At 51.6% G+C, this 25,071-nt stretch carries 21 protein-coding genes; 14 read left to right on the forward strand and 7 right to left on the reverse strand.

What is annotated here, in order from left to right:
• Positions 1 to 29: 29 nt before the first annotated feature.
• Complete coding sequence (locus LKD70_RS05970; protein ID WP_227707126.1) at positions 30 to 2,609, reverse strand: transglycosylase domain-containing protein; 2,580 nt, start codon at positions 2,607 to 2,609, stop codon at positions 30 to 32.
• A gap of 245 nt (positions 2,610 to 2,854) precedes the next feature.
• Between LKD70_RS05970 and LKD70_RS05975 the strand changes: the two genes are divergently transcribed.
• Positions 2,855 to 3,517: a YigZ family protein gene (locus LKD70_RS05975; RefSeq protein WP_227707127.1), complete on the forward strand. Its 663-nt coding sequence runs from the start codon at positions 2,855 to 2,857 to the stop codon at positions 3,515 to 3,517.
• Positions 3,518 to 3,537: 20 nt separating this feature from the next.
• Here the strand turns inward: LKD70_RS05975 and LKD70_RS05980 are convergent, their stop codons facing one another.
• The 4 genes from LKD70_RS05980 to typA form a co-directional block, all read right to left on the reverse strand.
• Complete coding sequence (locus LKD70_RS05980; protein WP_227707128.1) at positions 3,538 to 4,560, reverse strand: SDR family oxidoreductase; 1,023 nt, start codon at positions 4,558 to 4,560, stop codon at positions 3,538 to 3,540.
• A gap of 201 nt (positions 4,561 to 4,761) precedes the next feature.
• On the reverse strand, positions 4,762 to 5,319 hold the full coding sequence (gene hpf, locus LKD70_RS05985) for a ribosome hibernation-promoting factor, HPF/YfiA family (RefSeq protein WP_227707129.1): 558 nt from the start codon (positions 5,317 to 5,319) through the stop codon (positions 4,762 to 4,764).
• Between the two features lie 85 nt (positions 5,320 to 5,404).
• A complete protein-coding gene (locus tag LKD70_RS05990) occupies positions 5,405 to 6,022 on the reverse strand; it encodes a transporter (protein ID WP_227707130.1) in 618 nt (205 codons plus the stop codon).
• Positions 6,023 to 6,098: 76 nt separating this feature from the next.
• Complete coding sequence (gene typA, locus LKD70_RS05995) at positions 6,099 to 7,925, reverse strand: translational GTPase TypA (protein WP_227707131.1); 1,827 nt, start codon at positions 7,923 to 7,925, stop codon at positions 6,099 to 6,101.
• A gap of 215 nt (positions 7,926 to 8,140) precedes the next feature.
• Here typA and LKD70_RS06000 point away from each other — a divergent pair, with 215 nt between their 5' ends.
• From LKD70_RS06000 to LKD70_RS06060, 13 genes are all read left to right on the forward strand, one after another.
• Entirely contained in the window at positions 8,141 to 8,770 is a 630-nt protein-coding gene (locus LKD70_RS06000; protein ID WP_227707132.1) for a single-stranded DNA-binding protein, read from the forward strand.
• Between the two features lie 176 nt (positions 8,771 to 8,946).
• Positions 8,947 to 9,705 carry a 4-hydroxy-tetrahydrodipicolinate reductase gene (dapB, locus tag LKD70_RS06005; RefSeq protein ID WP_227707133.1) on the forward strand — a complete coding sequence of 253 codons (759 nt, stop codon included), beginning with the start codon at positions 8,947 to 8,949 and terminating at the stop codon, positions 9,703 to 9,705.
• Positions 9,706 to 9,824: 119 nt separating this feature from the next.
• A complete protein-coding gene (locus LKD70_RS06010; protein ID WP_227707134.1) occupies positions 9,825 to 11,777 on the forward strand; it encodes a fructose-1,6-bisphosphatase in 1,953 nt (650 codons plus the stop codon).
• Positions 11,778 to 11,826: 49 nt separating this feature from the next.
• Entirely contained in the window at positions 11,827 to 12,660 is an 834-nt protein-coding gene (locus LKD70_RS06015) for a sigma-70 family RNA polymerase sigma factor (protein ID WP_227707135.1), read from the forward strand.
• 86 nt (positions 12,661 to 12,746) lie between these two features.
• Positions 12,747 to 13,067 (forward strand): hypothetical protein, encoded by a 321-nt coding sequence (locus LKD70_RS06020; protein ID WP_227707136.1) that lies wholly within the window; start codon positions 12,747 to 12,749, stop codon positions 13,065 to 13,067.
• 106 nt (positions 13,068 to 13,173) lie between these two features.
• Positions 13,174 to 13,953, forward strand: a complete 780-nt coding sequence (hisA, locus tag LKD70_RS06025) for a phosphoribosylformimino-5-aminoimidazole carboxamide ribotide isomerase (RefSeq protein ID WP_227707137.1) — start codon at positions 13,174 to 13,176, stop codon at positions 13,951 to 13,953.
• A 157-nt stretch (positions 13,954 to 14,110) separates the two neighbouring features.
• Positions 14,111 to 16,690, forward strand: coding sequence for a preprotein translocase subunit SecA (gene secA / locus LKD70_RS06030; protein ID WP_227707138.1), 2,580 nt, complete (start codon positions 14,111 to 14,113; stop codon positions 16,688 to 16,690).
• A gap of 52 nt (positions 16,691 to 16,742) precedes the next feature.
• Positions 16,743 to 17,844 (forward strand): peptide chain release factor 2 gene (gene prfB, locus LKD70_RS06035; protein WP_227707139.1). Its coding sequence is split into 2 segments (ribosomal slippage): positions 16,743 to 16,805 and positions 16,807 to 17,844, totalling 1,101 coding nucleotides; the frame shifts between segments, so codons are not numbered across the junction.
• A gap of 73 nt (positions 17,845 to 17,917) precedes the next feature.
• Positions 17,918 to 19,150: a homoserine dehydrogenase gene (locus LKD70_RS06040; RefSeq protein WP_227707140.1), complete on the forward strand. Its 1,233-nt coding sequence runs from the start codon at positions 17,918 to 17,920 to the stop codon at positions 19,148 to 19,150.
• A gap of 30 nt (positions 19,151 to 19,180) precedes the next feature.
• Positions 19,181 to 20,383 (forward strand): cofactor-independent phosphoglycerate mutase, encoded by a 1,203-nt coding sequence (locus tag LKD70_RS06045; RefSeq protein ID WP_227707211.1) that lies wholly within the window; start codon positions 19,181 to 19,183, stop codon positions 20,381 to 20,383.
• Between the two features lie 327 nt (positions 20,384 to 20,710).
• On the forward strand, positions 20,711 to 21,952 hold the full coding sequence (locus tag LKD70_RS18725) for a DUF1284 domain-containing protein (protein ID WP_407690912.1): 1,242 nt from the start codon (positions 20,711 to 20,713) through the stop codon (positions 21,950 to 21,952).
• 36 nt (positions 21,953 to 21,988) lie between these two features.
• The gene (locus LKD70_RS18730) at positions 21,989 to 22,285 is read left to right on the forward strand and encodes an aldo/keto reductase (RefSeq protein WP_407690913.1); all 297 of its coding nucleotides are present in this window, start codon (positions 21,989 to 21,991) and stop codon (positions 22,283 to 22,285) included.
• Between the two features lie 19 nt (positions 22,286 to 22,304).
• Positions 22,305 to 23,009 (forward strand): aldo/keto reductase, encoded by a 705-nt coding sequence (locus LKD70_RS06060; RefSeq protein WP_407690914.1) that lies wholly within the window; start codon positions 22,305 to 22,307, stop codon positions 23,007 to 23,009.
• Here the strand turns inward: LKD70_RS06060 and LKD70_RS06065 are convergent.
• Together LKD70_RS06065 and LKD70_RS06070 are read right to left on the reverse strand one after the other, a co-directional pair.
• Positions 22,998 to 23,927: a carbon-nitrogen hydrolase family protein gene (locus tag LKD70_RS06065; protein WP_227707141.1), complete on the reverse strand. Its 930-nt coding sequence runs from the start codon at positions 23,925 to 23,927 to the stop codon at positions 22,998 to 23,000. The genes LKD70_RS06060 and LKD70_RS06065 overlap by 12 nt on opposite strands.
• Positions 23,924 to 24,955: a LacI family DNA-binding transcriptional regulator gene (locus LKD70_RS06070; RefSeq protein WP_227707142.1), complete on the reverse strand. Its 1,032-nt coding sequence runs from the start codon at positions 24,953 to 24,955 to the stop codon at positions 23,924 to 23,926. Before LKD70_RS06070 ends, LKD70_RS06065 begins: the two co-directional genes overlap by 4 nt.
• Positions 24,956 to 25,071 lie beyond the last annotated feature (116 nt).

The following is a 25,071-nucleotide window of genomic DNA, read 5'->3' on the forward strand; positions in this document are numbered from 1 at the left end:
CAGAATTCTGCGGCAGCGCCCTTTCTCTCTTATCCTGTTGTTTCAGGAGGAGTTGTCGGATCGGTCGGCGTCGTCGGATCGGTCGGATCGGTTGGGTCCGTCGGTGTCGTCGGATCGGTCGGAGTTGTCGGGTCCGTCGGAGTTGACGGATCAGTCGGCGTCGTCGGATCCGTATTTTCTGTCTCAGAATCGGAAGTATCTGTTTCTTCCTTTTCTTTATCCGTATCCTCTTCCTCTTCCTCCGTGGTCGTGGTTCTGTGACCCGCACAGCTCTGGGTAGGCACATTGTCCACATCAAAATATTCGGTCAGTGTCGGGCATCCGCTTACTGCCAGATTACCTGTCTGTGTGCAGATCGTTTTCTGCACAACCGAGGAAGGCACTTCAAAGCCGGTATCTGAAAGTCCCTCATGAATCTGCTGCATGATCTGTCTCCAAATGGACATATGCCATGACTGGCTGATGCTTTCCATATGCTTGTTCTCATCGTATCCGCCCCATACGGAAGCTGTGTAGTACGGTGTGAATGCGGAAAGCCACAGGTCGGTGCTGTTCTCTGTCGTACCGGTTTTCCCGGCCGCGGACATACCGCTTAATCTTGCGGTTGTACCGGTTCCCCGGTTGATTACGTCCTCCATGGCGCTTGTCAGAAGATAAGCGGTGGATTCCTTGATTACTTCGTGGGTGGCCGGTGAAGTGTTGTCAATGAGCACGTTCCCGTCGTGATCCAGGATCTGTGTGTAAAGTGTCGGCTCTGTATAAGTCCCTCCGTTGGCAATGGCGGCATATGCGGCAGTCATTTCAAGATTGTATACGCCCCGCGTGATTCCGCCAAGAGCAGTAGACTGCGCAATATCCGACATGCCCGGATAATCGGGATCATCGTTGACAAGCGTCGTAAATCCGAAATTCTGAAGGTATTCATAGCCCTTTTCCAGGCCGACCGTCTCTGTCAGCGTACGGACTGCGCATACGTTCATGGAGTGCTCGATCGCGTATCTGACACGGGTGTCTCCGCGGTATACGCCGTCCCAGTTGTTGACCTGCTGGCCGCTGGCGTATTTATAGGGCTCGTCCTTGATTGTTGTGGCCAGTGTCATACCGCACTCGTTGAGTCCGGGCGCGTAAGTGGACAGAACCTTGAAACAGGATCCCGGCTGCCTTGTGGTGCTTGTGGCGCGGTTCAGGGAAAGACTTGTCGTCTTCTCGCCGCGTCCTCCTACGATGGCTTTGACCTGTCCGGTATACTGATCCATCACAACGACGGAAACCTGCGGCTGAAGCGTGACATTGATGTTTTCATCGACGCTGTCGCCGGCTTCTGTGTTGATGCCGAGATAGCTTTTGTACTCCTCGACAGCCGCGTAAGCTTCATCCTGGCTGCTGAACACGAGCGGGTTTGAATCGCCGTATGTGGACGATAGGTACGAGGCAAGGTTTTCTTTGCTGTAGTTTTCCACGGTTCCGTCAGCCCAGTACACGGTAAGGGCATACTCGATGCCGTATTCTGTAATCGGATAGTTGGACTCATCCGCGACAACGGTGTCGCATATCTGCTGGATATAAGTATCCTGCGTGGACTGAATTGTAAGCCCGCCGCTGTACAGAAGATTGTAGGCCTGGGCTTCGGAATAGCCCTTTTCATCCATCAGATCCTGAATGACGTCCTCAATCAACGCGTCCGTAAAATAGGAGTAAGGAGTCGTATCTTCCGTGACAGTGGATGTCTGAAGAATCCGGTCGTAAACCGGATCAGCAATTGCCTCATCATATTCCGCCTGGGTAATATAACCCTGTTCCAGCATGTTGCTCAGAACGACCGCACGTCTCTCGGAGTTGGCCTCCGGATAGACAACGGGATCATATTCTGTCGGATTCTGGGTGATTGCCGCGATGACCGCGCACTCAGAGAGCGTAAGATCCGCCACATCCTTGTTGAAATATCTCAGGGAAGCGGTCTGTACACCGAGGCATCCCTGGCCCAGATTAATCGTATTCATGTAGGCTTCCAGAATCTCGGTTTTGCTCATTTCCTTCTCGAACTCAAGGGCAAGATACTGCTCCTGAAGTTTCCTCTCCAGACGGTCAAAAAACGTCTTCTCATTGACAAAGTCCGGAAATAAATTGTTCTTGATGAGCTGCTGCGTCAGCGTACTGGCTCCTTCCGAGAAGTTAAATCCGTTCGTAATACCTACAAGTCCGGCACGGATAATACCCTGCAGGTCAATTCCGTTGTGATCGTAGAAACGCTCGTCCTCGATCGCTACAAAAGCGTGAGGAAGATATTCCGAGTTCGCCGTAATCTCTTCGTATGTCTTGTATACACGGTTTGAGTCGGAATCTTTCAGCGTTTCGATTACAGTACCGTTCCGGTCCGTAATATTTGTTGTGTATCCCTGCGGAAGAATATCTTCAGCCGATACGGCGGGAGCATTGTCGATGATCTTTTTTGCGAAAATACCGGCACCGACGACACAGATTACCGCCAGAAGGATCATGCAGATTACGATGGCCTTAAAAAAACGTACGCCAACCCGTTTCTGTTTCATCCTTTTTTTGGATGAGATACGTTTCTTCTTTCGGGAAAGATTATTTTTTCCGTAATTCACGAATAGCATCCTCCTTTTCAATTCCTATAGATTATACCAGAGATAGCAGCCTAAATAAAGGAAAAAATAAAATCTTCATATTTTCTAAAGAATTATTTTCTGTTTCCAATGAGGAAATTATTCCTTATAAGTGTTAAGCAGATCTGTTTCTATTGACAATCAGACGCATCTGTATTATAAGGTGAAGAGACAGTGCTGCCTTCCGGAAAAAGGCAGCGGGAAACTGCACATTAGGAGGAAAAGTCATGGAATACCGTACAGTATACGGCAGGGCAGACGGGGAATTTACAATGAAAAAATCCAGATTTATCGCGGAAGTGATACCTGTTTCATCCGGAGAAGAGGCGATGGAGTGCCTGGAGGAAATCAGAAAACGGTACTGGGATGCCCGGCACCACTGCTGGGCCTATGTGACCGGAAGAAATCCGGTAAGTGAGCGATTAAGCGATGACGGAGAGCCGGCGGGGACGGCGGGAAAACCGATTCTCGAAGTGATAAGAGGGTATGGCGTGACGGATGTATTTGTAGTCGTAACCCGCTATTTCGGCGGGACACTGCTGGGAACGGGAGGACTTGTGCGGGCATACACTTCAGCAGCCAGAGAAGCGTTTGAAAACGCAAAGATTATCACGAAAATTTACGGGGTGAGAGTGAAGATTAAGACAGACTACACGGGGCTCGGAAAAATCCAGCATCTTCTCGCGCAGCGCGGCACCGCACTGCTTGATACGCTTTATACGGACAGCGTTGAAATATATGCCCTGATTCAAAGCGGGGAGAAAAGCGCGGTGGAAAAAGAGCTTATGGAAGCGACGGGAGGCCGGGCAGTGATGGAAAAACTGGACGAATGCTGGTTCGCGGACACCCCGGACGGACTGAAGATTTATCCGAAGGAACCTTTGGTTTAGACATAAAAACAGGGGTTCCGCTACATTTTAATTTGGGAAGCTTCCTGCATGGCGCGCCGATATATATCGATCATGCGATCGCACCAGACATCAAACCCGGGATCTTCCTTCTGATATTCCGGGTGGGCAAGGATATAGCGGATTGATTCCCCCACTCCCTGGTCAAAGCGGACATCTGCATGGAAGCCCGGAACAAGGCGCTTGATTTTGCTGTTATCAAATACTACGGAATTTGCCTTGTCGCCAGTCAGTGACGCGCGGTATTCCGGATTCGAAGCTGCAAGAAAGTCTACCGACATATGAACGATCTCGGGTGCTTTCCCGATATGGCGCCCGATGATTTCATATGCCTGATTCCAGGTAAGCGTCTCATCGGAAGTGATCTGCACGGCCTCACCGATCGCATGGAAATTGCCCATCAGGCCGAGAAAAGCGCGTGCAAAATCAGTATTGTGGGTAAAGGTCCACAGAGAAAGACCGTCGCCGTGGATGATAACAGGCTTGCCGCGCATGATTCGTGAGACAACTGGCCAGCCTCCGTTTCTGCCGTCCACTGCGACAGGAATCTTTGTACGGCCATAGGTATGGCTCGGACGGACAATTGTGACGGGAAATCCGCTTTTCCGATATTCATCCAGGAGGATGTTTTCACTGATGATTTTATTTTGTGAATAGGTCCAGTATGGATTGGACAATGGCGTACTCTCTGAAATCAGATAATGGGAGCACGGCTTCTGATAGGCTGACGCGGAACTGATGTAAATATACTGATCCGTCCTGCCGGAGAACAGGCGGATGTCGCGCCGGGCCTGCCCGGGTGTAAAGCTGATGAAATTCGCAACCACGTCAAAAGATTCATCTTTCAGAGCCTTTGAAGCCTCCTCTTCCTCGTTGATGTCCGCATGGATTACCCGGACATTCCCGGAAAGCTCGCATGCTGTCCGGCCGCGGTTAAGGAGTGTCAGCTCGATCCCCTGTCTGACAGCAAGCTCCGTAATTGCTGCGCTGATAGTTCCGGTTCCTCCGATAAATAGGGCTTTCATAATTAAATCCTCCTGCACATTTTCGGGAATACGCTGCCTTGCCTGAAAAACAAGAATTCAGGCGGCAGTCTGGGTACAGTAAAGGCCAGCGTCTCAAGACGCTGGCCCGTAAAACAAGGGATATCAGCCGCTCTGCCAGCTGTCTGTTTACAGACGGGGCGGCTTTCTTTTTTTGGTTGTCCCTCCATCCTGTGTGTAAAATCAGGAAAATTCCGGTTCAATCAGTCCGAAAGAGCCGTCTTTTCTTTTATATACAACATTGACTTCATCCGTCTCGGCGTTGGAGAATACAAAAAAGCAGTGGCCGAGAAGCTCCATCTGGAGGCAGGCATCTTCCGGATACATGGGCTTGACGCCGAATCTTTTTGTGCGGACGATGCGGATCTCATCGTCTTCGGGGGAAGCCTCCTCGGATTCAATAAATTCTTTTTTGATGCTTCCGGCAGGAACAGACGCTGTGGGGTGTCCCTGATTTCTTGCGACCAGCTTGTTTTTATATTTGCGGAGCTGGCGCTCAATGATTTCCTCCACAAGATCAATGGAGACGTACATGTCACTGCTTGTCTGCTCGGAACGGATGAGATTGCCTTTTACGGGGATTGTCACCTCGATTTTCTGACGTTCTTTTTCCACGCTGAGCGTCACGTTGATTTCTGTTTCAGGAGTGAAGTACCTTTCAAGTTTTCCTAATTTCTGCTCAATTGCATCTTTGAGTCCGGCTGTCACCTCAATGTTTTTTCCACTGATGATAAAATTCATGCTGTTCAACTCCTTTTTGTTCATACTTAACATAAACATGTGTAAAATCTATGTTTATATTATGTAAATATTATAACATGCGGAGTCATTGTTGTATAGAACGAATCACTTCAATTCGCGTTATTTTTCCGTCTCTCATCTTTGCGATGCGCAGACCGAAATCGGAAAAGTAAACGCACGCGCCGGTCCCGATATCCGCGCCCTCCTCATTGGCTTTGGCAAGAAACACATCGAGAAGACTGTCGCTCTTTTCTTCATAGGGGATGGAAAGTCCGAACAGGCGGTTGACCTGGTACACTTTCTGGCTGGAGCGGAAGATCGTCTTGTCTGTTTCGTCAAAGGGTGAGAAGAGGAAACGTCTTGTGGCGAACAGAATGGCAATGGCGATGACGCCGAGCAGGCTGTTCAGCGGCGAAGAATGATCCACGATGATCTGTCTGGCGATGGCGAACAGGAGCACTTCAAAGACAGTGATCGGCGTGTGCAGGTAAAGCATGCGGATGAGCTCCACTCCGATAATCAGGTTGAAGCATCCTGTCAGCAGATCATCATAGTTCGGGTAGATGGAGAGATTGGTGAGCGCATCGATGGAAACAGCCATGTCAAATGTCATAATGATGATTCCGCAGGCCAGCAGCACGGCAATGATGAACTCCAAAACTCTTGTAAGATAGGTGAGAAATAAGATTGCGTATTTTCCCATTTGGACCTCCCTTGATTCGTAAATTTGGCCGGCGGAATCTGACACTTTCATTCTTTTCATGTACGGTTCTGTACTGTTATTTCATATTGCTGCGCTTGCGCATTCTTGAGTCGAGAATTTTCTTGCGGATTCGAAGAGAGATCGGGGTGACTTCCAGAAGCTCATCCGTGTCGATGAAATCAAGCGCCTGCTCCAGACTCAAAATCCGCGGCGGCGTAAGCCTTAAAGCCTCGTCCGCGCTGGAAGAACGGGTGTTGGTCAGGTGCTTTGTCTTGCACACATTGAGCTCGATATCCTCCGCTTTTGCGTTCTGTCCGACGACCATTCCGGCGTACACTTTCTCGCCGGGTCCTATAAACAGTGTACCACGCTCCTGCGCGCTGTACAATCCGTAAGTTACGGATTCGCCGGTCTCAAAGGCGATGAGGGATCCCTGTTTCCGGTACTGGATATCGCCCTTGTACGGCGCATAGCCGTCAAAGCTTGTGTTCAGAATACCGTTTCCCTTTGTGTCGGTGAGAAATTCACCGCGGTAGCCGATCAGCCCTCTGGCCGGGATGGAAAATTCAAGGCGTGTATAGCCGCCGTTGGAACGGCCCATGTTTTTGAGCTCGCCTTTTCTCTGGCCGAGCTTCTCGATCACCACGCCTGTGAATTCATCCGGAACGTCGATGTACGCGGTTTCCATCGGTTCGAGCTTTTTGCCGTTTTCGTCGGTATGGTAGAGAACTTCAGCCTTGCTCACCGCAAATTCATAGCCCTCCCGGCGCATGTTTTCGATGAGGACGGAAAGGTGGAGTTCTCCGCGCCCGGACACTTTGAAGCTGTCGGTGTTGTCCGTCTCTTCCACACGGAGGCTCACATCTGTGTTGAGCTCACGGAACAGGCGGTCGCGCAGATGACGGGATGTTACATATTTGCCCTCCTGTCCGGCAAAGGGACTGTCGTTTACAATAAACTGCATGGCGATCGTGGGCTCAGAGATCTTCTGGAACGGAATCGCAACCGGATTTTCCGGTGAGCAGAGAGTATCTCCGATGGAAATATCCGAAATGCCGGAGATGGCAACGATGGAGCCGATGGTCGCCTCCTTTACTTCCACCTTGTCCAGCCCGTCGAACTCGTAGAGCCTGCTGATCTTTACCTTTTCCTGTTTATCCGGATTGTGGTGGTTGACAAGGATCATATCCTGGTTCACGGAGATGGTGCCGTTGTCCACTTTTCCGATCCCGATCCGGCCTACATATTCATTGTAGTCGATGGTGCTGATCAGTACCTGGGTGGGGGCTTCCGGATCTCCTTCCGGCGCGGGGATATAGTCGATAATTGTCTCGAACAGAGGCTTCATGTCCGTTCCTTCTTCCGCCGGATCCAGTGACGCCACGCCTGTCTTTGCGGAGGCAAACACAAACGGGCATTCCAGCTGCTCGTCGGAGGCGCCCAGATCGATCAGAAGCTCCAGCACCTCGTCGATGACAGCCTCGGGACGTGCCTCGGGACGGTCGATTTTGTTGATGCATACGATGACCGGAAGGTCGAGCTCCAGGGCTTTTCTCAGAACGAACTTTGTCTGGGGCATGGCGCCCTCGAAAGCGTCAACGACAAGGATTACGCCGTTTACCATCTTGAGCACGCGCTCTACCTCGCCGCCGAAGTCGGCATGTCCGGGGGTGTCGATGATATTGATTTTTGTGCCGTTGTAGTGAACGGCTGTGTTTTTGGACAGGATGGTGATGCCGCGCTCGCGCTCGATATCGTTGGAGTCCATGACGCGCTCGGCAACCTCCTGGTTTTCACGGAACACTCCGCTTTGTTTTAAAAGTTCGTCGACAAGCGTTGTTTTGCCGTGGTCGACATGGGCGATAATCGCAATATTTCTTACATCTTCACGTTTTGTCTTCATAGTTTTTCGCACTCTTTCTTTGGAACTGAAAAATAACTGCAACTTTTTTATTTTATCATAAAATCCGAAATTTACAAGGGTGCAAAAAATATGTCGGTGCTTCTCAGGAAACATGTCGAACGATTCCGCGCATACAGAGTTCTATCAGGCGGGCAAGGCTCATACATTTAGTAGTGACTCAAAAATACCGGTAAGAGGAAGGGAGAACTACAGTTATGTCGGATAAGATTATTGAGAACAATCAGGTAACAGTCATTGGAGCGGTGGTATCGGAGTTTACATACAGCCACGAGGTATTCGGAGAAGGGTTTTACATGGTCGATATCCTTGTAAAGAGGCTGAGCAGTTCAAATGACACGATCCCGGTGATGGTATCGGAGCGGCTCATCGATGTGACGCAGGACTACAGGGGAAAGAGCATTATGGTAACAGGGCAGTTCCGGTCGTACAACCGCCATGAAGAGCAGAGAAACAGGCTGGTGCTCTCAGTGTTTGCGCGGGAGATCGAGTTTATCGACGAGGAGCCGGACGGGGCGAGGACGAATCATATTCTTCTGGAAGGGTACATGTGCAAGCGTCCGGTGTACAGAAAGACCCCTCTTGGGCGTGAGATCGCCGATCTGCTTTTAGCGGTGAACCGTCCATACGGAAAGTCGGACTATATACCGTGTATCTGCTGGGGGCGCAACGCCAGATACGCGGCAGGATTTGAAGTAGGAGAACATGTGCGGATTCTCGGAAGGATTCAGAGCAGAGAATATATAAAGAAGCTTTCCGAGACGGAGACGGAAACAAGGACCGCATATGAGGTGTCGGTGAGCAAACTGGAGTGTATGGATGACTGATCCTTAGTATGTTAAAAGGATATCATGTATTGAGATTCATTCTCTTATATGATATCCTTATTTATATGATGCCAGCGGCAAAAGGCATGAACCGGCATGAGCTTGCTCATAAGCGGGAAAAGAGCCTGGGAACCCAGCATCATTTCATATGTCATTGAGAAACAGGAGGGTACATTATGATAAAAATGATGATGCATGGCTGCAACGGAAAGATGGGCAGGATGATCACGGAGATCGTAAGGAATGAGGAAAATGCGGTGATTGCTGCCGGCGTGGACTCCTACACAGGTATTGCAAATGACTATCCGGTGTTCGATTCTGTCGAAAAGTGCGATGTGGATGTGGACGTGGTGATTGATTTTTCCAACGCAGGGGCAGTGGACGGCCTTCTTGACTACTGTGTGTCAAAAGGACTTCCGGTTGTTCTCTGTACAACCGGGCTTTCCGAAGAGCAGCTCCGGAAGGTGGATGAGGCTTCAAAGAAGATCGCGGTGCTGAAGTCTGCCAATATGTCTCTCGGAATTAACCTGCTTATGGGACTTCTTAAAAACGCGGCAAAAGTGCTGGCGCCTGCCGGATTCGATATCGAATTGGTAGAGCGGCATCATAACCAGAAGCTGGACGCTCCAAGCGGAACAGCGCTGGCTCTTGCGGATTCGGTAAACGAGGCGCTGGGAGGAGAGTACCGCTATGTATATGACAGAAGCCAGGTGCGCGCAAAGAGGGACAGTCATGAGATCGGGATCTCAGCGGTCCGCGGAGGCTCGATTGTAGGGGATCACGAAGTGATCTTTGCCGGCACGGATGAGGTGATTGAGTTCAAACATTCGGCTTATTCGAGAAGCGTGTTTGGAAAGGGTGCAGTGGAAGCCGGAAAATTCCTTGTGGGGAAGGAAGCCGGAATGTATGATATGAGCGATGTGATCGGACTGTAGTCCCGGACAGGGAAACGCAGAACAGCCGCCGTGCCTTTTTCAATGCCCGAAACAGAAGGAATGCGGGGATGTTCTGCGGGAGCGGAAGGCCCCGGAGGGGCAGGAGGGAAAAAGGAAATATGAGAGAACTGAAAACAAGATACATGGAGCGCCTGTCTGACCTGTATCCGACCATTGCGTCGGCGTCTACAGAGATTATCAACCTGCAGGCCATTCTGAATCTTCCGAAGGGAACCGAGCATTTCCTGACGGATATCCACGGAGAGTACGAGGCGTTTTCCCATGTGCTTAAAAACGGATCCGGATCTGTGAGGAGGAAAATCGAGGATGTGTTCGGAAATACGATGAGTGTGAGGGACAAGCAGTCTCTTGCGACTCTGATCTATTATCCGAAGGCGAAGATGGACATGGTAAGGCAGACGGAGACGAACATGGAGGACTGGTACCGCGTCCACCTCTATCTGCTCATCGAGGTGAGCAAACGCGCGGCCAGCAAGTATACGAGATCCAAGGTGAGGAAGGCGCTTCCGAAAGACTTTGCCTATGTGATAGAGGAGCTGATTACGGAGAAGCCGGGAGTGAATGACAAGGATTCCTATTATAATGAGATCATCTCCACGATCATAAGAATCGGACGGGCAGAGCAGTTTATTGTGGCGATCTCGGAGCTGATCCAGCGGCTGATCGTAGATCACCTGCATATTCTGGGAGATATATATGACAGAGGGCCGGGCCCGCATATTATCATGGACAAGCTGATGAAGTATCATTCGCTGGACATTCAGTGGGGAAACCATGACGTGCTCTGGATGGGAGCAGCGGCGGGACAGAAGGGATGCATCGCGAACGTCATCCGTATCTGTGCCCGGTACGGCAACCTGGATATTCTGGAAGACGGATACGGGATCAATCTTCTGCCTCTTGCCACATTTGCGCTGAGAGAATATAAGGATGATCCGTGCACCTGCTTCAAACTGAAAGTGCCGGAGCGGCCGGATTCCCAGGAAATGCAGATGAACCTGCGGATTCACAAGGCGATCTCCATCATTCAGTTCAAGGTGGAGGGGCAGATCATCCGGAGGAGAAAATCATTCGGCCTGGAAAACCGCGCTTTACTCCACAGGATTGATTATGAGAAAGGAACGATTCTTCTCGACGGAAAAGAGTATCAGCTTCTGGATACGAATTTCCCAACAGTGGATCCCTCCGATCCCTATGCGCTGACCGAAGAGGAAGAAGAGATTATGGAGCGGCTTGAAAACGCGTTCACGGGATGCGAAAAGCTGCAGGAACATATGAGACTTCTCCTCTCGAAGGGAAGTCTGTATAAGGTTTACAACAACAATCTTCTGTATCACGGATGTGTGCCGCTTACAAAAGACGGAGAGATGAGGGAGACCGAAGTGTACGGGAAGAAGTACAGGGGAAAGGCACTGTATGACGCCCTGGAGACCTATGTGCGGAAAGGCTTTTTCGCGCTGGATGAGAAAGAGCGGACCGAGGGAAAGGATATTATGTGGTATATCTGGCTTCACCCCGATTCCCCGCTTTTCGGCAAGGACAAAATGGCTACTTTTGAGCGGTATTTCCTTGCGGAGAAAGAAACCCACGGCGAGAAAAAGAATGCCTACTATTCCATGCTGGAGGATGAGAAGGTTGTGAACGGCATTCTGCGGGAGTTCGGACTGGATCCGGAAGAGGCCCATATCATAAACGGCCATGTGCCGGTGAAGAAAAAGGACGGCGAGAGCCCGATCAAATGCGGGGGCAAGGTGATGGTGATCGACGGCGGATTTTCCCGCGCTTACCAGAAACAGACCGGGATTGCGGGATATACGCTTATCGACAACTCATACGGCCTCCTGCTGGTGGCCCATGAGCCTTTTGAATCGGAAGAGGCTGCCATTGAAAAGGAAAGCGACATTCATTCCGAGCTTATGGTTGTAAAGAGGGTTGTCAAGCGCAGGCTTGTCGGCGACACGGATACCGGACGGATACTGAAAGAACAGGTGCAGGATCTGGAACGTCTGCTGGAGGCGTACCGAAACGGTGAAATTACGGAAAAGCTGTAGGCCTTCGACAGAGGAACAGGCTGCAGACAACAAAGAAAGAGAAGGAATCATGGAGAGAGAACAGCAGTTTGGAAACGAAGAAGTGTCGGAACCGCTTCAGATTTATTTAAGAGAGATCGGCCAGATTCCGCTCCTCGATGAATCGGAGGAGAGGGAGCTGGGCAGACAGATTGCAGCGGGGGATGACTCTGCCAGAAAAAAGCTGGAAGAAGGCAATCTGCGCCTGGTTGTATCGCTGGCAAAACATTATACCGGAAGGGGTGTCCCGCTTATGGACCTGATCCAGGAGGGAAACATGGGACTGATGCGTGCCGCTGAGAAGTACGATTACACAAAGGAAAACCGGTTTTCTACCTATGCTTCCTGGTGGATCAAGGAGGCAATGCAGAGAGCTATCGACCAGCAGTCGCGGGAAATACGGGTGCCGGTTCACGTAGCGGAAAATATGAAACGGGTCCAGCGCGCTGCGAAGGAACTGCAGCAGACCCTTGGAAGGGATGCGACGCCCCGTGAGATCGCGGAGAATCTCGGCGACCGCTCGGAGGAAGACGTAAAAAATATTCTTACTTATCTTCAGAATCCCGTTTCTCTGGAAACTCCGGTGGGAGACGACGGCGAGAACAGTCTCGGGGATATGGTGGAGGACCGGTCGGAGACGACGCCCGAGGACGCCATGAATCTGCTCGCCCAGAGAGAGGAAGTCAGAGACCTGCTTGAAAAGCTTACGGAAAGAGAGCGGCAGGTCATCAGCATGCGGTACGGACTCGGGGATGAGAGCACGCACACGCTGGAGGAGATCGGCGAAATACTCGGCGTGACGAGAGAGCGGGTGCGCCAGATTGAAGCCAGAGCGATGGAGAAGCTCAGAAAAGGCACGAAATAAAAAATCAGCAGCTCCCGATGCATAAATATTGTTCCATGTGCAGATAGTATTCATACAACAATTTTTATGGAAAGGGAGACGATCTTATGAAAAGAGTGAAAAAACTTCTGCTGCTCATGACATGCCTGGCTGTACTTTTCGGAACGACAGCCTGTGCGGACAGCAATAACGCGGATAACGGAGCGGATCAGTCCACGATGGACGACAACGCTTCAAATGACGGCAATGGAAGCAGTGAGAGCAATGTGAATGATGCCACGGAAGGGGACGGCATCCTGGATGATGCGGTGGACGATGTGACAGACGGAGTGGACCGCGTGACAGACGATGTGACGGACGGAGTCGATCGGGCAGCAGATGAGCTGACGGATGACAACGGAACGAAGAACAATACGGCCGGAAACTGACGAAGCAGGCAAGGCTGCCGCACACCGGAAATACCCGGCGCTGCGGCAGTACTTGTATGGGCGACGAGCCAAAGCCCGGGCCTGCCCGAGGCAAAAGGAGAGACAAATGAAATTCAGACCATGCATTGACATACATAACGGAAAGGTAAAACAGATCGTCGGAGGAAGCCTCCGGGATGAGGGAGACCGTGCGCAGACGAATTTCTCCTCGGAGATGGGAGCTGCCTTTTACGCGGAGATGTACAGAAAGGACGGATTAAAGGGCGGACATATCATTCTTCTGAATCACCCGGATTCCGAGTACTTCTGCGAAACGAAGCGGCAGGCAGAGGAGGCGCTTCATGCCTATCCCGGCGGAATGCAGGCGGGAGGGGGGATCACGGCGGACAACGCCGCAGAGTATCTGCGGGCGGGAGCCAGCCATGTGATCGTCACGTCCTATGTGTTCCGCGACGGGAAATTTTACAGGGAAAATCTGGAAAAACTTGTGCGCGCCGTAGGAAGAGAACATATCGTGCTGGACTTAAGCTGCCGGAAAAAGGACGGTGTGTACCGTGTGGTGACGGACCGGTGGCAGCGCTTCGCGGAGACTGAGGTGAACACAGAGACGCTGGAGCTTCTGTCCGGATACTGCGATGAATTTCTGATTCACGGGGTGGACGCGGAGGGAAAGCGTTCCGGAATGGATGAAGAACTCGTGGAGATGCTCGGGCGCTGGGACGGAATCCCGGTTACATATGCGGGCGGAATCAGTTCCCTGGAAGATATCGAAAAGCTGCAGCACTCCGGCAGGGGAAAAGTGGACTTTACAGTCGGGAGCGCGCTGGATCTTTTCGGGGGAAATATTCCCTATGAAACGGTGAAGAAGTACGGTTCCGGAAAATAGGCAGGAAATGTGCAGGGAATGTGCAGGGAATGCGGCTTGGCAAAACTGGTTGAATTACCTGACAGTTAGTGTTAAAATGGAAAACATAAGTGGCTTCGGAATTCTTTGCCGATGCCAGATTTCAATCAATCTATCAATAAGGAGTTAATTGTGTAATATGGGTTTTATAGAGAAGATTTTCGGCACGCACAGCGAAAATGAACTGAAACGCATCTATCCCATTGTGGACAGGATTGAGGCACTGGACCCGGAGATGAGGGCGCTGTCAGATGACGAACTTCGCGGAAAGACAAGGGAGTTCAGGGAGCGCCTGGAAGAGGGGGAGACACTGGATGACATTCTTCCCGAGGCGTTTGCCGTTGTGCGCGAGGCGGCTTTCCGAAGTATCGGAATGCGGCATTACCGCGTTCAGCTTATCGGAGGAATTATCCTTCATCAGGGGCGCATCGCCGAGATGAAGACCGGTGAAGGAAAAACTCTCGTGTCCACGCTTCCGGCATATTTAAATGCCCTGGAGGGCAAAGGCGTGCACATTGTCACAGTCAATGACTACCTTGCAAAGCGTGACGCAGAGTGGATGGGAAAGGTACATGAATTTCTCGGCCTGACTGTGGGTGTTGTGTTAAACGGCATGGAAAATACGGAGCGCCGCGCCGCATACAACTGCGATATCACTTATGTGACGAACAATGAGCTTGGATTTGACTACTTAAGAGACAACATGGTCATCTACAAGGAACAGCTCGTGCAGAGAGGACTTCATTTTGCAATCATCGACGAGGTGGATTCAGTTCTCATTGATGAAGCGAGAACACCGCTGATCATATCCGGACAGAGCGGCAAGTCCACGAAACTGTATGAGGCGTGCGATATTCTGGCGAGACAGCTGGAGAGAGGCGAGGCCAGCGGCGAGTTTTCGAAGATGAACGCCATCATGGGTGAGGAGATCGAGGAGACAGGAGACTTTATTGTCAATGAGAAAGAGAAGACGGTAAACCTGACTGAGGACGGTGTGAAGAAGGTGGAGAAGTTCTTCCACATCGACAACCTTGCCGATCCGGAGAACCTTGAGATTCAGCACAATATCATTCTTGCCCTCCGCGCCCATAACCTGATGTTCAAGGATCAGGACTATGTGGTCAACCAGGAAGGCGAGGTTATGATCGTCGATGAGTTCACCGGACGAATCATGCCGGGACGCCGGTATTCGGACGGACTTCACCAGGCAATTGAGGCGAAGGAACATGTGAAGGTGCGCAGGGAGAGCAAAACTCTGGCAACCATTACATTCCAGAACCTGTTCAACAAGTTTGATAAGAAGAGCGGTATGACCGGTACGGCTCTCACAGAGGAAAAGGAGTTCCGTGATATTTACGGAATGGATGTTATCGAGATCCCGACAAACAGACCGGTCCAGAGGGTGGATCTTGAGGACGCCGTGTATAAGACAAAGAAAGAGAAGTACAAAGCGGTTGTGGAGGAAGTAAAGCGGGCACATGCCACCGGGCAGCCGGTGCTCGTCGGAACAATCACTATCGAGGTGTCCGAGCTCTTAAGCGGCATGCTTAAGAAAGAGGGCATCAAACATAATGTACTCAACGCCAAGTACCATGAGCAGGAGGCGGAGATCGTGGCTGACGCCGGTGTGCATGGTGCTGTGACTATCGCCACGAACATGGCGGGCCGTGGTACGGATATTAAGCTGGATGACGAGGCGAGAGAGGCCGGAGGACTTAAGATTATCGGTACGGAGCGCCATGAGTCAAGACGAATTGACAACCAGCTCCGCGGCCGAAGCGGACGTCAGGGAGACCCCGGAGAGTCCCGTTTTTACATCTCTCTGGAAGATGACCTGCTCCGCCTGTTCGGTTCCGAGAAGCTGATGGGCGTGTTCAACGCGCTCGGCGTAGAAGAGGGCGAGCAGATTGAGCACAAAATGCTTTCCAACGCAATCGAATCCGCACAGAAGAAACTGGAGATCAATAATTTCGGCATCCGTAAGAACCTGCTTGAGTATGACCAGGTCATGAACGAGCAGAGGGAGATCATCTACGGCGAGCGGCGCCGGGTGCTGGACGGCGAGAGCATGCGGGACACGATCTACAACATGATCACAGAGTATGTGGAGAATGTGACAGACCGGTTCGCCTCCCCCGACGTGGATTCCGAGGAGTGGGATATGACCGGACTCGGCGTGAATCTTCACAATGTAATTCCGCAGCTTCCGCTCCCGACAGAGGAAGAATACCGGGATATCCGCCAGAAAGAGTTAAAGCATATGTTAAAGGAGCGCGCGGTCAAGGCGTATGAGGCGAAAGAAGCAGAATTCCCGGAACCGGAACAGATCCGTGAGATCGAGCGCGTTGTCCTGCTGAAAGTAATCGACGCCAGGTGGATGGATCACATCGATGATATGGATCAGCTGCGCCAGGGTATCGGACTTCAGGCGTACGGCCAGAGAGATCCGCTCGTGGAGTACAAGATGATGGGCTACAATATGTTCGGTGAGATGACGAACATGATCGCGGAGACAACGATCCGCACGCTGTTTAACGTCCGCGTGGAGCAGAAGGTAGAGCGTGAGGAAGTGGCGAAAGTTACCGGTACGAACAAGGACGAAAGTTCCGTGAGGGCGCCGAAGAAGAGAGCGGAGAAGAAGATTTATCCGAACGATCCGTGTCCGTGCGGAAGCGGTAAAAAATACAAACAGTGCTGCGGCCGGAAACAGTCGGCGTAAATCCGGGAACAGAATGAATAATAAATTTTAAATGATGAAAGAGGTGATTAAGGTGGTTTTACTGGATGAGTTAAAAGCAAGACTTACTGCATATGAAGAACCGCTGAAAGATTTGAGGGATTCACTTTGACCTGGCTTCAAAGAAGCTGAGAGTGGAAGAACTCCAGAAACGTCTGGAGGAACCGGGGTTCTGGGACGACCCGGAAACGTCCCAGCAGGTGATGAAGGAACTGAAGAACCTTCAGGACTCTGTGAAACAGATTGAACAGCTGTATTCTGATTACGATGACATGCTTCTTCTCATTGAGATGGGAGAGGAAGAACCGGATGAGGAGACAGCGCAGGAACTGGAAGAAGAGCTGAAGCAGTTCGAGGAAACGTTCGAGGAGCTGCGTATCAGTACGCTTCTGACAGGTCCCTATGACAGGGACAATGCCATCGTCACGCTCCATGCGGGCGCGGGCGGAACGGAATCATGCGACTGGGCGGGGATGCTCTACCGCATGTATACAAGATGGGCTGAGAAAAAGGGATACGAGGTCGAGGAACTGGATTATCTGGAAGGAGATGTGGCGGGAATCAAGGGCGTCACGTTCGAGGTGAAGGGCGAGAATGCCTACGGCTATCTGCGTTCGGAGAAGGGAGTTCACCGCCTTGTGCGCATTTCGCCTTTCAACGCGGCGGGCAAGCGTCAGACTTCGTTCGCGTCATGCGATGTAATTCCGGATATTGAGGAGGATATCGACATCGAGATCAATGACGATGACCTGAAGATCGACACATACCGTTCCAGCGGCGCAGGCGGGCAGCATATCAACAAGACTTCGTCCGCTGTCAGGATCACCCATCTCCCGACCGGCATCGTCGTTCAGTGTCAGAACGAGCGTTCTCAGCACATGAACAAAGACAAGGCAATGCAGATGCTCAAGTCCAAGCTGTATCTGATGAAGCAGCAGGAGCAGGCGGAGAAGATGTCGGATATCAGGGGGGAAGTCCGGGATATCAATTTCGGCAACCAGATCCGGTCCTATGTCATGCAGCCGTATACAATGGTTAAGGATCACCGGACAAACGCCGAGGTCAGCAACGTGAATGGAGTTATGGACGGCAATATCGATCCGTTTATCAACGCATATTTGAGTGCAAATATGTAGACAGGCGCCCGGATAAATAAGCCGGGAGCCTGTTTTGGCTACATAAAAAGAAAGATACAAAAAGGAGAAAACAATGGTAAACATAGCGGTAATGGGATACGGAACAGTAGGATCCGGAGTTGTGGAAGTGATCCGGGCGAACGGCGACATCATCAACCAGCGCGTAGGCGATGAGATCAACATCAAATACGTGCTCGACTTAAGAGATTTCCCTGGGGACCCGATTCAGGAGAAGATCGTTCATGATGTGGATATCATTATCAATGACCCGGAGATCCGCATTGTTGTGGAAGTGATGGGAGGCATTGAGCCGGCGTACACATTTGTGAAGCGCTGCCTTGAGGCGGGCAAGAGCGTTGCCACATCCAACAAGGCACTCGTGGCAAAGCACGGAGCCGAGCTTCTCTCCATCGCGCGGGACAGAAACTTAAACTTCCTCTTTGAGGCCAGCGTGGGCGGCGGTATTCCGATTATCCGCGCGCTGAACTCAAGCCTTACGGCTGACCGGATCGAAGAGATTACCGGAATCTTAAACGGCACGACAAACTACATGATGAGCAAGATGTTCTACGAGGGCGCCGACTATGACGAAGTGCTCAAAGAGGCGCAGGACAACGGGTATGCGGAGCGCAATCCGGAGGCGGACGTGGAGGGATATGACGCGTGCCGCAAGATTGCGATTCTGTCTTCCCTGATTTCCGGACAGCAGGTTGATTTTGAGGATATCTATACAGAAGGAATCACAAAGATCACCAGAGAGGATATGATGTACGCAAAAGAGATGGGGATGACGATCAAGCTTCTGGCCTCCAGCAAGCGCCACGGAAGCCATCTCCACGCCATTGTGGCCCCGGCGCTTCTGAACAAAGAACATCCGCTCTACAGCGTGGACGACGTATTCAACGCGGTGTTCGTACACGGAAACATGCTGGGAGACGCCATGTTCTACGGAAGCGGAGCCGGCAAGCTGCCGACGGCAAGCGCGGTTGTCGCGGATGTTGTGGACGAGGCAAAACATCTCCACAGAAACATTATGACAATGTGGAAAAACGAGAAGCTGGAGCTTCTTCCGATTGAGGATACAAGCAAGCGGTTCTTTGTCCGCATGGAAGGCGGCGCGGATGCGCGGAAAGCGGAAGTGGAAGCGCTCTTCGGGCCGGTAGAGATTGTCAGAGTAAGCGGGCTTGACGGAGAATTCGGATTTATCACAGAAGTGATGACCGAGGGCGAGTACGGAAAGAAAGCGGCGCAGATCAGCGGAATCCTGCACATGATCCGTTTTGAGGAGCAGGGCGCAGAGGCGTAGGCGTAAAGAGAGGACGAAGGTGTGGATAAGATGAAATATGTCGTGATCTTGTGTGACGGTATGGCGGATGAGCCGCTGGAGGAGCTTGAAGGGAAGACTCCTCTGGAGGCGGCGCATACCCCGAATATGGACCGCCTGGCAAAGACATCGGAGATCGGTATGGTGCGCACGGTGCCAGAGGGAATGGCGCCGGGGAGCGACACCGCCAATCTGTCTGTGATCGGATATGATCCGAGAAAATATTACTCCGGACGCTCCCCGCTGGAAGCACTCAGCATCGGCGCGCAGATGGGAGAGAAGGACGTCTCCTTCCGGTGCAACCTTGTTACTCTTTCCGAGGAGGAAGAGGCGTATGAGGACCGCAGGATTCTGGATCACAGTTCGGGAGAAATCCCGACAGAGGACGCGGCGGTCCTGATCGATGCGCTGAAAAAGGAGCTGGAGCGGGACGGATACCGGTTTTATGTCGGAACAAGCTACCGGCATCTGCTCATTCAAAAGGATGGTAAAGTCACAGAACTGACGGCACCCCACGATATTCTCACAAAGAGAATCGGAGAGTATCTGCCGGAAGATCCTGTGCTTCGGGATATGATGATCAGAAGCTATGAGATCCTGAAAGACCATCCGATTAATGTAAAACGTCGTCAGGAGGGGAAAAATCCTGCAAACTCCGCCTGGTTCTGGGGCGCGGGAACACGTCCTGCACTGACCTCCTTTGAGGAGAAGAACAGGGTAAAAGGCGCGATGATTTCCGCGGTGGATCTTTTAAAGGGAATCGCGGTGGGCGCGGGTATGCACAATATTACAGTGGAAGGGGCAAACGGAGGACTTCACACGAATTATGCCGGCAAGGGCAAGGCTGCCGTGAAGGCGCTGACAGAGGAAGGATTTGACTTTGTGTATGTCCATATCGAGGCTCCGGATGAGATGGGACACCAGGGCAGTGCTCCGGACAAGATCCAGGCGATTGAGTCAATTGACAGTCAGGTCATCGGACCTGTGGCGGATGCCCTGAAGGAAGCGGGTGTTGATTTCAGAATGCTTGTGCTTCCCGATCATCCGACGCCGGTGCGGGTGCGTACCCATGTGTCAGACCCGGTGCCGTATATGCTCTATGACAGCACGAAGGAAGCGGCCGGAAAAGAGACATACTGTGAGCGGACCGGACGGGAAACAGGTGTGGTGATTGCGGAAGGATACCGGATGATGGATCATCTGCTTGGGAAGTAGCTGCGGATTTGCGGGGTGAAACTGCTGTATGGAAAGTAACGCGCGTGACAAAGAGTATCACTCGCAGGCCCGCTTTCGCTCGGGACGAACGCAGCGGCACGTAAGAGCGCAAAAGACGCGCTCTAAATGCCGGCGTTCTTTACGGCCTGCTGCGCGATACCCTTTGTCACGCGCTGTGTCTTCCAATTGGAAGTTTCATCCGCAAATCGGCAGCAAAAACAAAGAGAGATCGGAATTTTACCAGCCAGTTATGTTCAGAGGGGTAGAGTTTCGGTCTCTTTTTTAAAACTCAGGGGATGCCCTGAGTTGAAAAAAGAGATAGTTTAAGTGGAGAGCAGAATTATGGATGCTGTGATAAAAAGAGAAAAGGAAGGTCCGGACTACGGCCGTGCGCAGAAAGTATTTGAGAAATATCTGGATCACTATGACCGGGAGGACGGAAAAGTAAGGCTGAAGATCGTTCATACATACGGCGTGGTGGCTCAGAGCACGGCTCTTGCGGACCGCATGGGCCTCTCAAAAGAGGACAGGGAGCTGGCGAGGGTGATCGCCCTTCTGCATGATATCGGACGGTTTGAACAGTTAAAGCGGTTTGACAGCTTTCTTCCCGATACGATGGATCATGCGGCGTACGGCGTACAGATCCTTTTCGGAGACGAAGACAGCGGCAGAACAGGGATGATCCGGGAGTTTGTCCCGGAAGAGAAATGGGATGAGATCATCCGGACCGCCATCGCCAGACACAGTGATTTCGCCCTGGATGAGACGGAAGGCCTGGATGAGAGGACGCTTCTTCATGCCAGAATCATCCGGGACGCGGACAAGCTGGACAACTGCAGAGTAAAGCTTGAGGACGCCTTTGAAACATTCATGGACGCGCCGGAGGATGTGATCGGGACTTCGGAAGTCTCGCCGAAGGTGAGGGAGGACGCGCTTGCCGGCCGGAGTATCAGATCTGCCGACCGGGTTACGCCGATGGATTACTGGATCTCTTATCTGGCGTATTTTTATGATCTGAATTTTCGGGAAAGTCTGGATATTGTGGAAGAAAATGACTATGTGAGAAAGATTATACACAGGATTTCCTATTCCAATCCGGAAACAGAAGAGACAATGAAAGAGCTTGAAGAAAACCTTGTGGGGTATGTGCGCGGGGCAAAACGGAAGAAAAGAGCAGGCGGCATGTATATAAGGCCACATCACATTCTCTGTATTCAGAAGTTTACGGGGCACGGATACAATGAAGAATTTACTGCGCATATGAGCCGTGCTGTGTCTGAGCTTGCGAAAAATCCCGGGACAGAGATTACGGCGGCGCACGGGTGCGATGATCTTTGCAAAGCATGCCCGAACAATGAGGACGGAGTCTGCACCTCCTGCGGGAAGGTGGAGCGGATGGACGACGCTGTTCTTCGTGTCTGTGATTTCGCTTACGGGGAGAGCGCTTCGTGGGCTGAGCTGTCATCGAGAGCAAGGAAGCGGATTTTTGAGACAGATGAATTTCAGAGGATCTGTGCCGGATGCCAGTGGTTTGAACTTTGCAGAAAGACAGAGATTCATCAGAAATAGAGCAAAACAATGCATTGTGTGAACAGGAGGAGAAAAATGGAAACATATCTCGGCGAAAATATTCCGAAACTTGGATTTGGGATGATGCGTCTTCCCATGAACGGGGAGCACATTGATGTGGAACTGACAAAAAAGATGGTAGACCGTTTTCTGGAAGAAGGGTTCTGCTACTTTGACACAGCCTACGGGTATAATGACGGGGAGTCGGAGGCCGCGGCAAAGGAAGCCCTCGTGGACCGCTATCCGAGAGACCGTTATCTGCTGGCAACGAAGCTTCCGGCCTGGGCAGGAGCAAAGTCAAAGGAGGAGGCAGAGAAGCCACTTCTTCGATGACTATGATATCTGGAATTTTGTGCAGGAGAGGAAAAAAGAGGGGCTGATCCGCCACGTGGGATTCTCCATGCATGACAAGGCGGATGTACTGGACGAGATCCTGACCGCCCATCCGGAGATGGAGTTTGTTCAGCTTCAGATCAACTATGCAGACTGGGAAGATCCGACCATCGAATCCCGCAAATGCTATGAGGTGGCAAGAAAGCACGGAAAGCCGATCATCATAATGGAACCGGTGAAGGGCGGTTCCCTTTCCGAACCGCCAAAGGAGGTTTCGGATATTCTGAAAGCGGTGAATCCGGACGCGTCGCCGTCTTCCTGGGCGGTCCGTTTCGCCTCGTCGCTGGACGGCATTATTACAGTGCTCTCTGGGATGTCCAATCTGGAGCAGATGGAGGACAACCTTTCCTATATGAAGGAATTTCAGCCGCTGACAGAGGAAGAATATAAGGCGATCGCCTCGGCGCGGGAGAAATATAATTCCTATCCGAAGGTTCCATGTACGGCCTGCGCGTACTGTATGAAGGAATGCCCGAAAAACATTGCCATTTACGGAACATTCCAGGCATACAATATCTACACGATGTACCGGGATCTGAAGATCGCGAAAGGAAAGTATAAGTGGAACACGGACGGACACGGATATGACAGTAAAGACCGGAAGCATGCGGTTGCGATCGGGGCAGCCCTGCCTTTTGTCAGTGAGTTCCTCTCAGAGGTCTGACTCCTCCCTCACCTGGTACACATCCGTCCTTAAACTGTTCATCACCGGAATTTGCTCCCGGACTTTTTCAACTTCTGTAAGATCCAGCTCCGTAAATACAAGCTCTTCCCCGGCGTCTGCCTGGGAAAGTATCCGTCCCCACGGATCAGCGGCAATGCTGTGGCCCCATGACACATAGGAGGCCGATTCGTCCCGGGCGGAGGATGTTCCGACGACGAAGAGCTGATTATTCACTGCCTGAGAGCGGAAGAGAAGCTCCCAGTGCATGGGGCCTGTCGTCAGATTGAAGGCTGCGGGTACAAGAACTATCCGCGCGCCTTTTAGCGCCATGAGGCGGAAAAGCTCCGGGAAGCGGATGTCAAAGCAGACGGCAAGGCCGACGGGGCCGAACTCGGTGGAAAAGACGGTGACTGAATCTCCTGCCGAGAGTATGTCAGATTCCCGGAAATGCTGTCCGCCCTTTACGCCGATATCGAAAAGGTGCATTTTCCGGTGCTTTGCGGCCTGTCTGCCGTCAGGGGAGAAGACGTATGCCGTATTGTAAATCCTCCCGTCTGCCGTCCTTTCGGGGATCGTGCCGGCAGAGAGCCAGATATGGAAAGAACGTGCCAGATCCGAACAGAGCTGCCATACAGAGCCGCCTTCCGGTTCGGCGAATACGGGGAACGACTTTATATCATAGGGACAGCAGAACATCTCGGGCAGAGCGAGAAGCTCTGCGTTTTTTTCTGTGCATGTTTCCATTGTCTTCTTCAGATAATCCGCCAGAGTGTCCCGGTCAGTGATCACGGGCATCTGAGCCTGTGCAATCCGGAGTCTGTCCATTCTTGCTTCCTCCTTTATTCCCGCGGGCAACGAGCCAAGCGGACATGCCTGCATGTCCGTTCCCCGTCTGTTTCTCAGCCATTCTTCCGTCATTCCTTTGCCATTCTCCTGTCTTGCTCTTCGGATCTTACCGGAGCTGTAGACTGCCGCGCCATCAGTTCTGCGTGGAGAAGCATCGTGCCGATGGACACGCCGTTTAACAGGCTGCTTAACGCATAGAAACCGCTTTTCCCAAGTTCAGTCCGGTCCTGCCGCACAGTAGTCAGCGGAGGGGACGTATAGGGAGCGAGAGGAATATCGTCGAAGCCGACAATGCTGATATCCCGCGGCACCTGGTATCCCATCTGCTGGCACTGGGTGATAGCTGCGCTGGCGAAAGTATCCTGGCAGCAGATGACGGCGGTCATCCCTTCCTTTAAAAGCCGGGGAAGATGCTTTTCCATACATTCTGAGAGATAGTAGGAACATCCGGCGTAAGAAGAGTCAGCTTTCAGGCCGTGGCTGTGCATGGCCTGAAAAAAAGCCCTGTGGCGGACCTGCATGATATGTGACCCGAGAGCACTGCTTAAATAGCCGATCTTCTGGTGCCCCAGTTTTTTCAGATATCCGACGGCCAGTTCCATTCCTTCGTTATTGTCGATCCCGACATATGCCGTATTCGGGTTCCCGATCATATGATTGTCATACAGAACGGCAGGAGTGCGGCTGGATGAAAACTCTTTCATCCACGGTTCTCCCAGAGAAAATCCGAGGATGAAGGAGCCGGCGAAGTCATTTTGCAGCATGAAGATATCATAAGTGATTTCACGCTGAAATTTTACGTCCAGAGGAATGATCTCTACCTCATATCCGGCCGGCTCGGCCATCTGCCTGAAGCCCATGATGATGTCGTACGCGAAATGGTGCGGCTCAAGATATTCAATGTTGTCTTTCTGGACGATCACGCACAGCCTGCGTGTTGGCTTTTTATAGCGGCGGAGCCTTGTATATCCCAGCTCGACGGCTGTTTCGAGCACTTGTTTTTGTAATGTTTCGCTGATATCAGGAGCATTGTTCAGAGCTTTTGAAACAGTACCCTTTGAAATTCCCAGTTTATCAGCAATATCCTGAATTGTTGTCATAGAAAATCCCTGCCTTTTACTCCTATTATTATATAGAAAAGAGAAACGAAATTCAATGCTGTTTCTATATTGAAGGCATTGCAGAATATTACGGTTTTGAAAAGTTTCGAAAAAGG

This window comes from Ruminococcus turbiniformis, assembly GCF_020687545.1.
GTDB classification, from domain to species: Bacteria; Bacillota; Clostridia; order Lachnospirales; family Lachnospiraceae; genus Mediterraneibacter; species Mediterraneibacter turbiniformis.

Bases quoted from the DNA above. Each gene is read 5' to 3' on its own strand.
- typA (WP_227707131.1), bottom strand. From the start codon at position 7,925: ATGAAGACAAAACGTGAAGATGTAAGAAATATTGCGATTATCGCCCAT.
- LKD70_RS06070 (WP_227707142.1), bottom strand. From the start codon at position 24,955: ATGACAACAATTCAGGATATTGCTGATAAACTGGGAATTTCAAAGGGT.
- LKD70_RS06000 (WP_227707132.1), top strand. From the start codon at position 8,141: ATGTCGGATAAGATTATTGAGAACAATCAGGTAACAGTCATTGGAGCG.
- LKD70_RS05975 (WP_227707127.1), top strand. From the start codon at position 2,855: ATGGAATACCGTACAGTATACGGCAGGGCAGACGGGGAATTTACAATG.
- LKD70_RS05980 (WP_227707128.1), bottom strand. From the start codon at position 4,560: ATGAAAGCCCTATTTATCGGAGGAACCGGAACTATCAGCGCAGCAATT.
- secA (WP_227707138.1), top strand. From the start codon at position 14,111: ATGGGTTTTATAGAGAAGATTTTCGGCACGCACAGCGAAAATGAACTG.
- LKD70_RS06010 (WP_227707134.1), top strand. From the start codon at position 9,825: ATGAGAGAACTGAAAACAAGATACATGGAGCGCCTGTCTGACCTGTAT.
- LKD70_RS06015 (WP_227707135.1), top strand. From the start codon at position 11,827: ATGGAGAGAGAACAGCAGTTTGGAAACGAAGAAGTGTCGGAACCGCTT.
- dapB (WP_227707133.1), top strand. From the start codon at position 8,947: ATGATAAAAATGATGATGCATGGCTGCAACGGAAAGATGGGCAGGATG.
- LKD70_RS06045 (WP_227707211.1), top strand. From the start codon at position 19,181: ATGAAATATGTCGTGATCTTGTGTGACGGTATGGCGGATGAGCCGCTG.
- hpf (WP_227707129.1), bottom strand. From the start codon at position 5,319: ATGAATTTTATCATCAGTGGAAAAAACATTGAGGTGACAGCCGGACTC.
- LKD70_RS06065 (WP_227707141.1), bottom strand. From the start codon at position 23,927: ATGACGGAAGAATGGCTGAGAAACAGACGGGGAACGGACATGCAGGCA.
- LKD70_RS05990 (WP_227707130.1), bottom strand. From the start codon at position 6,022: ATGGGAAAATACGCAATCTTATTTCTCACCTATCTTACAAGAGTTTTG.
- LKD70_RS18730 (WP_407690913.1), top strand. From the start codon at position 21,989: ATGGAAACATATCTCGGCGAAAATATTCCGAAACTTGGATTTGGGATG.
- LKD70_RS06020 (WP_227707136.1), top strand. From the start codon at position 12,747: ATGAAAAGAGTGAAAAAACTTCTGCTGCTCATGACATGCCTGGCTGTA.
- LKD70_RS06040 (WP_227707140.1), top strand. From the start codon at position 17,918: ATGGTAAACATAGCGGTAATGGGATACGGAACAGTAGGATCCGGAGTT.
- hisA (WP_227707137.1), top strand. From the start codon at position 13,174: ATGAAATTCAGACCATGCATTGACATACATAACGGAAAGGTAAAACAG.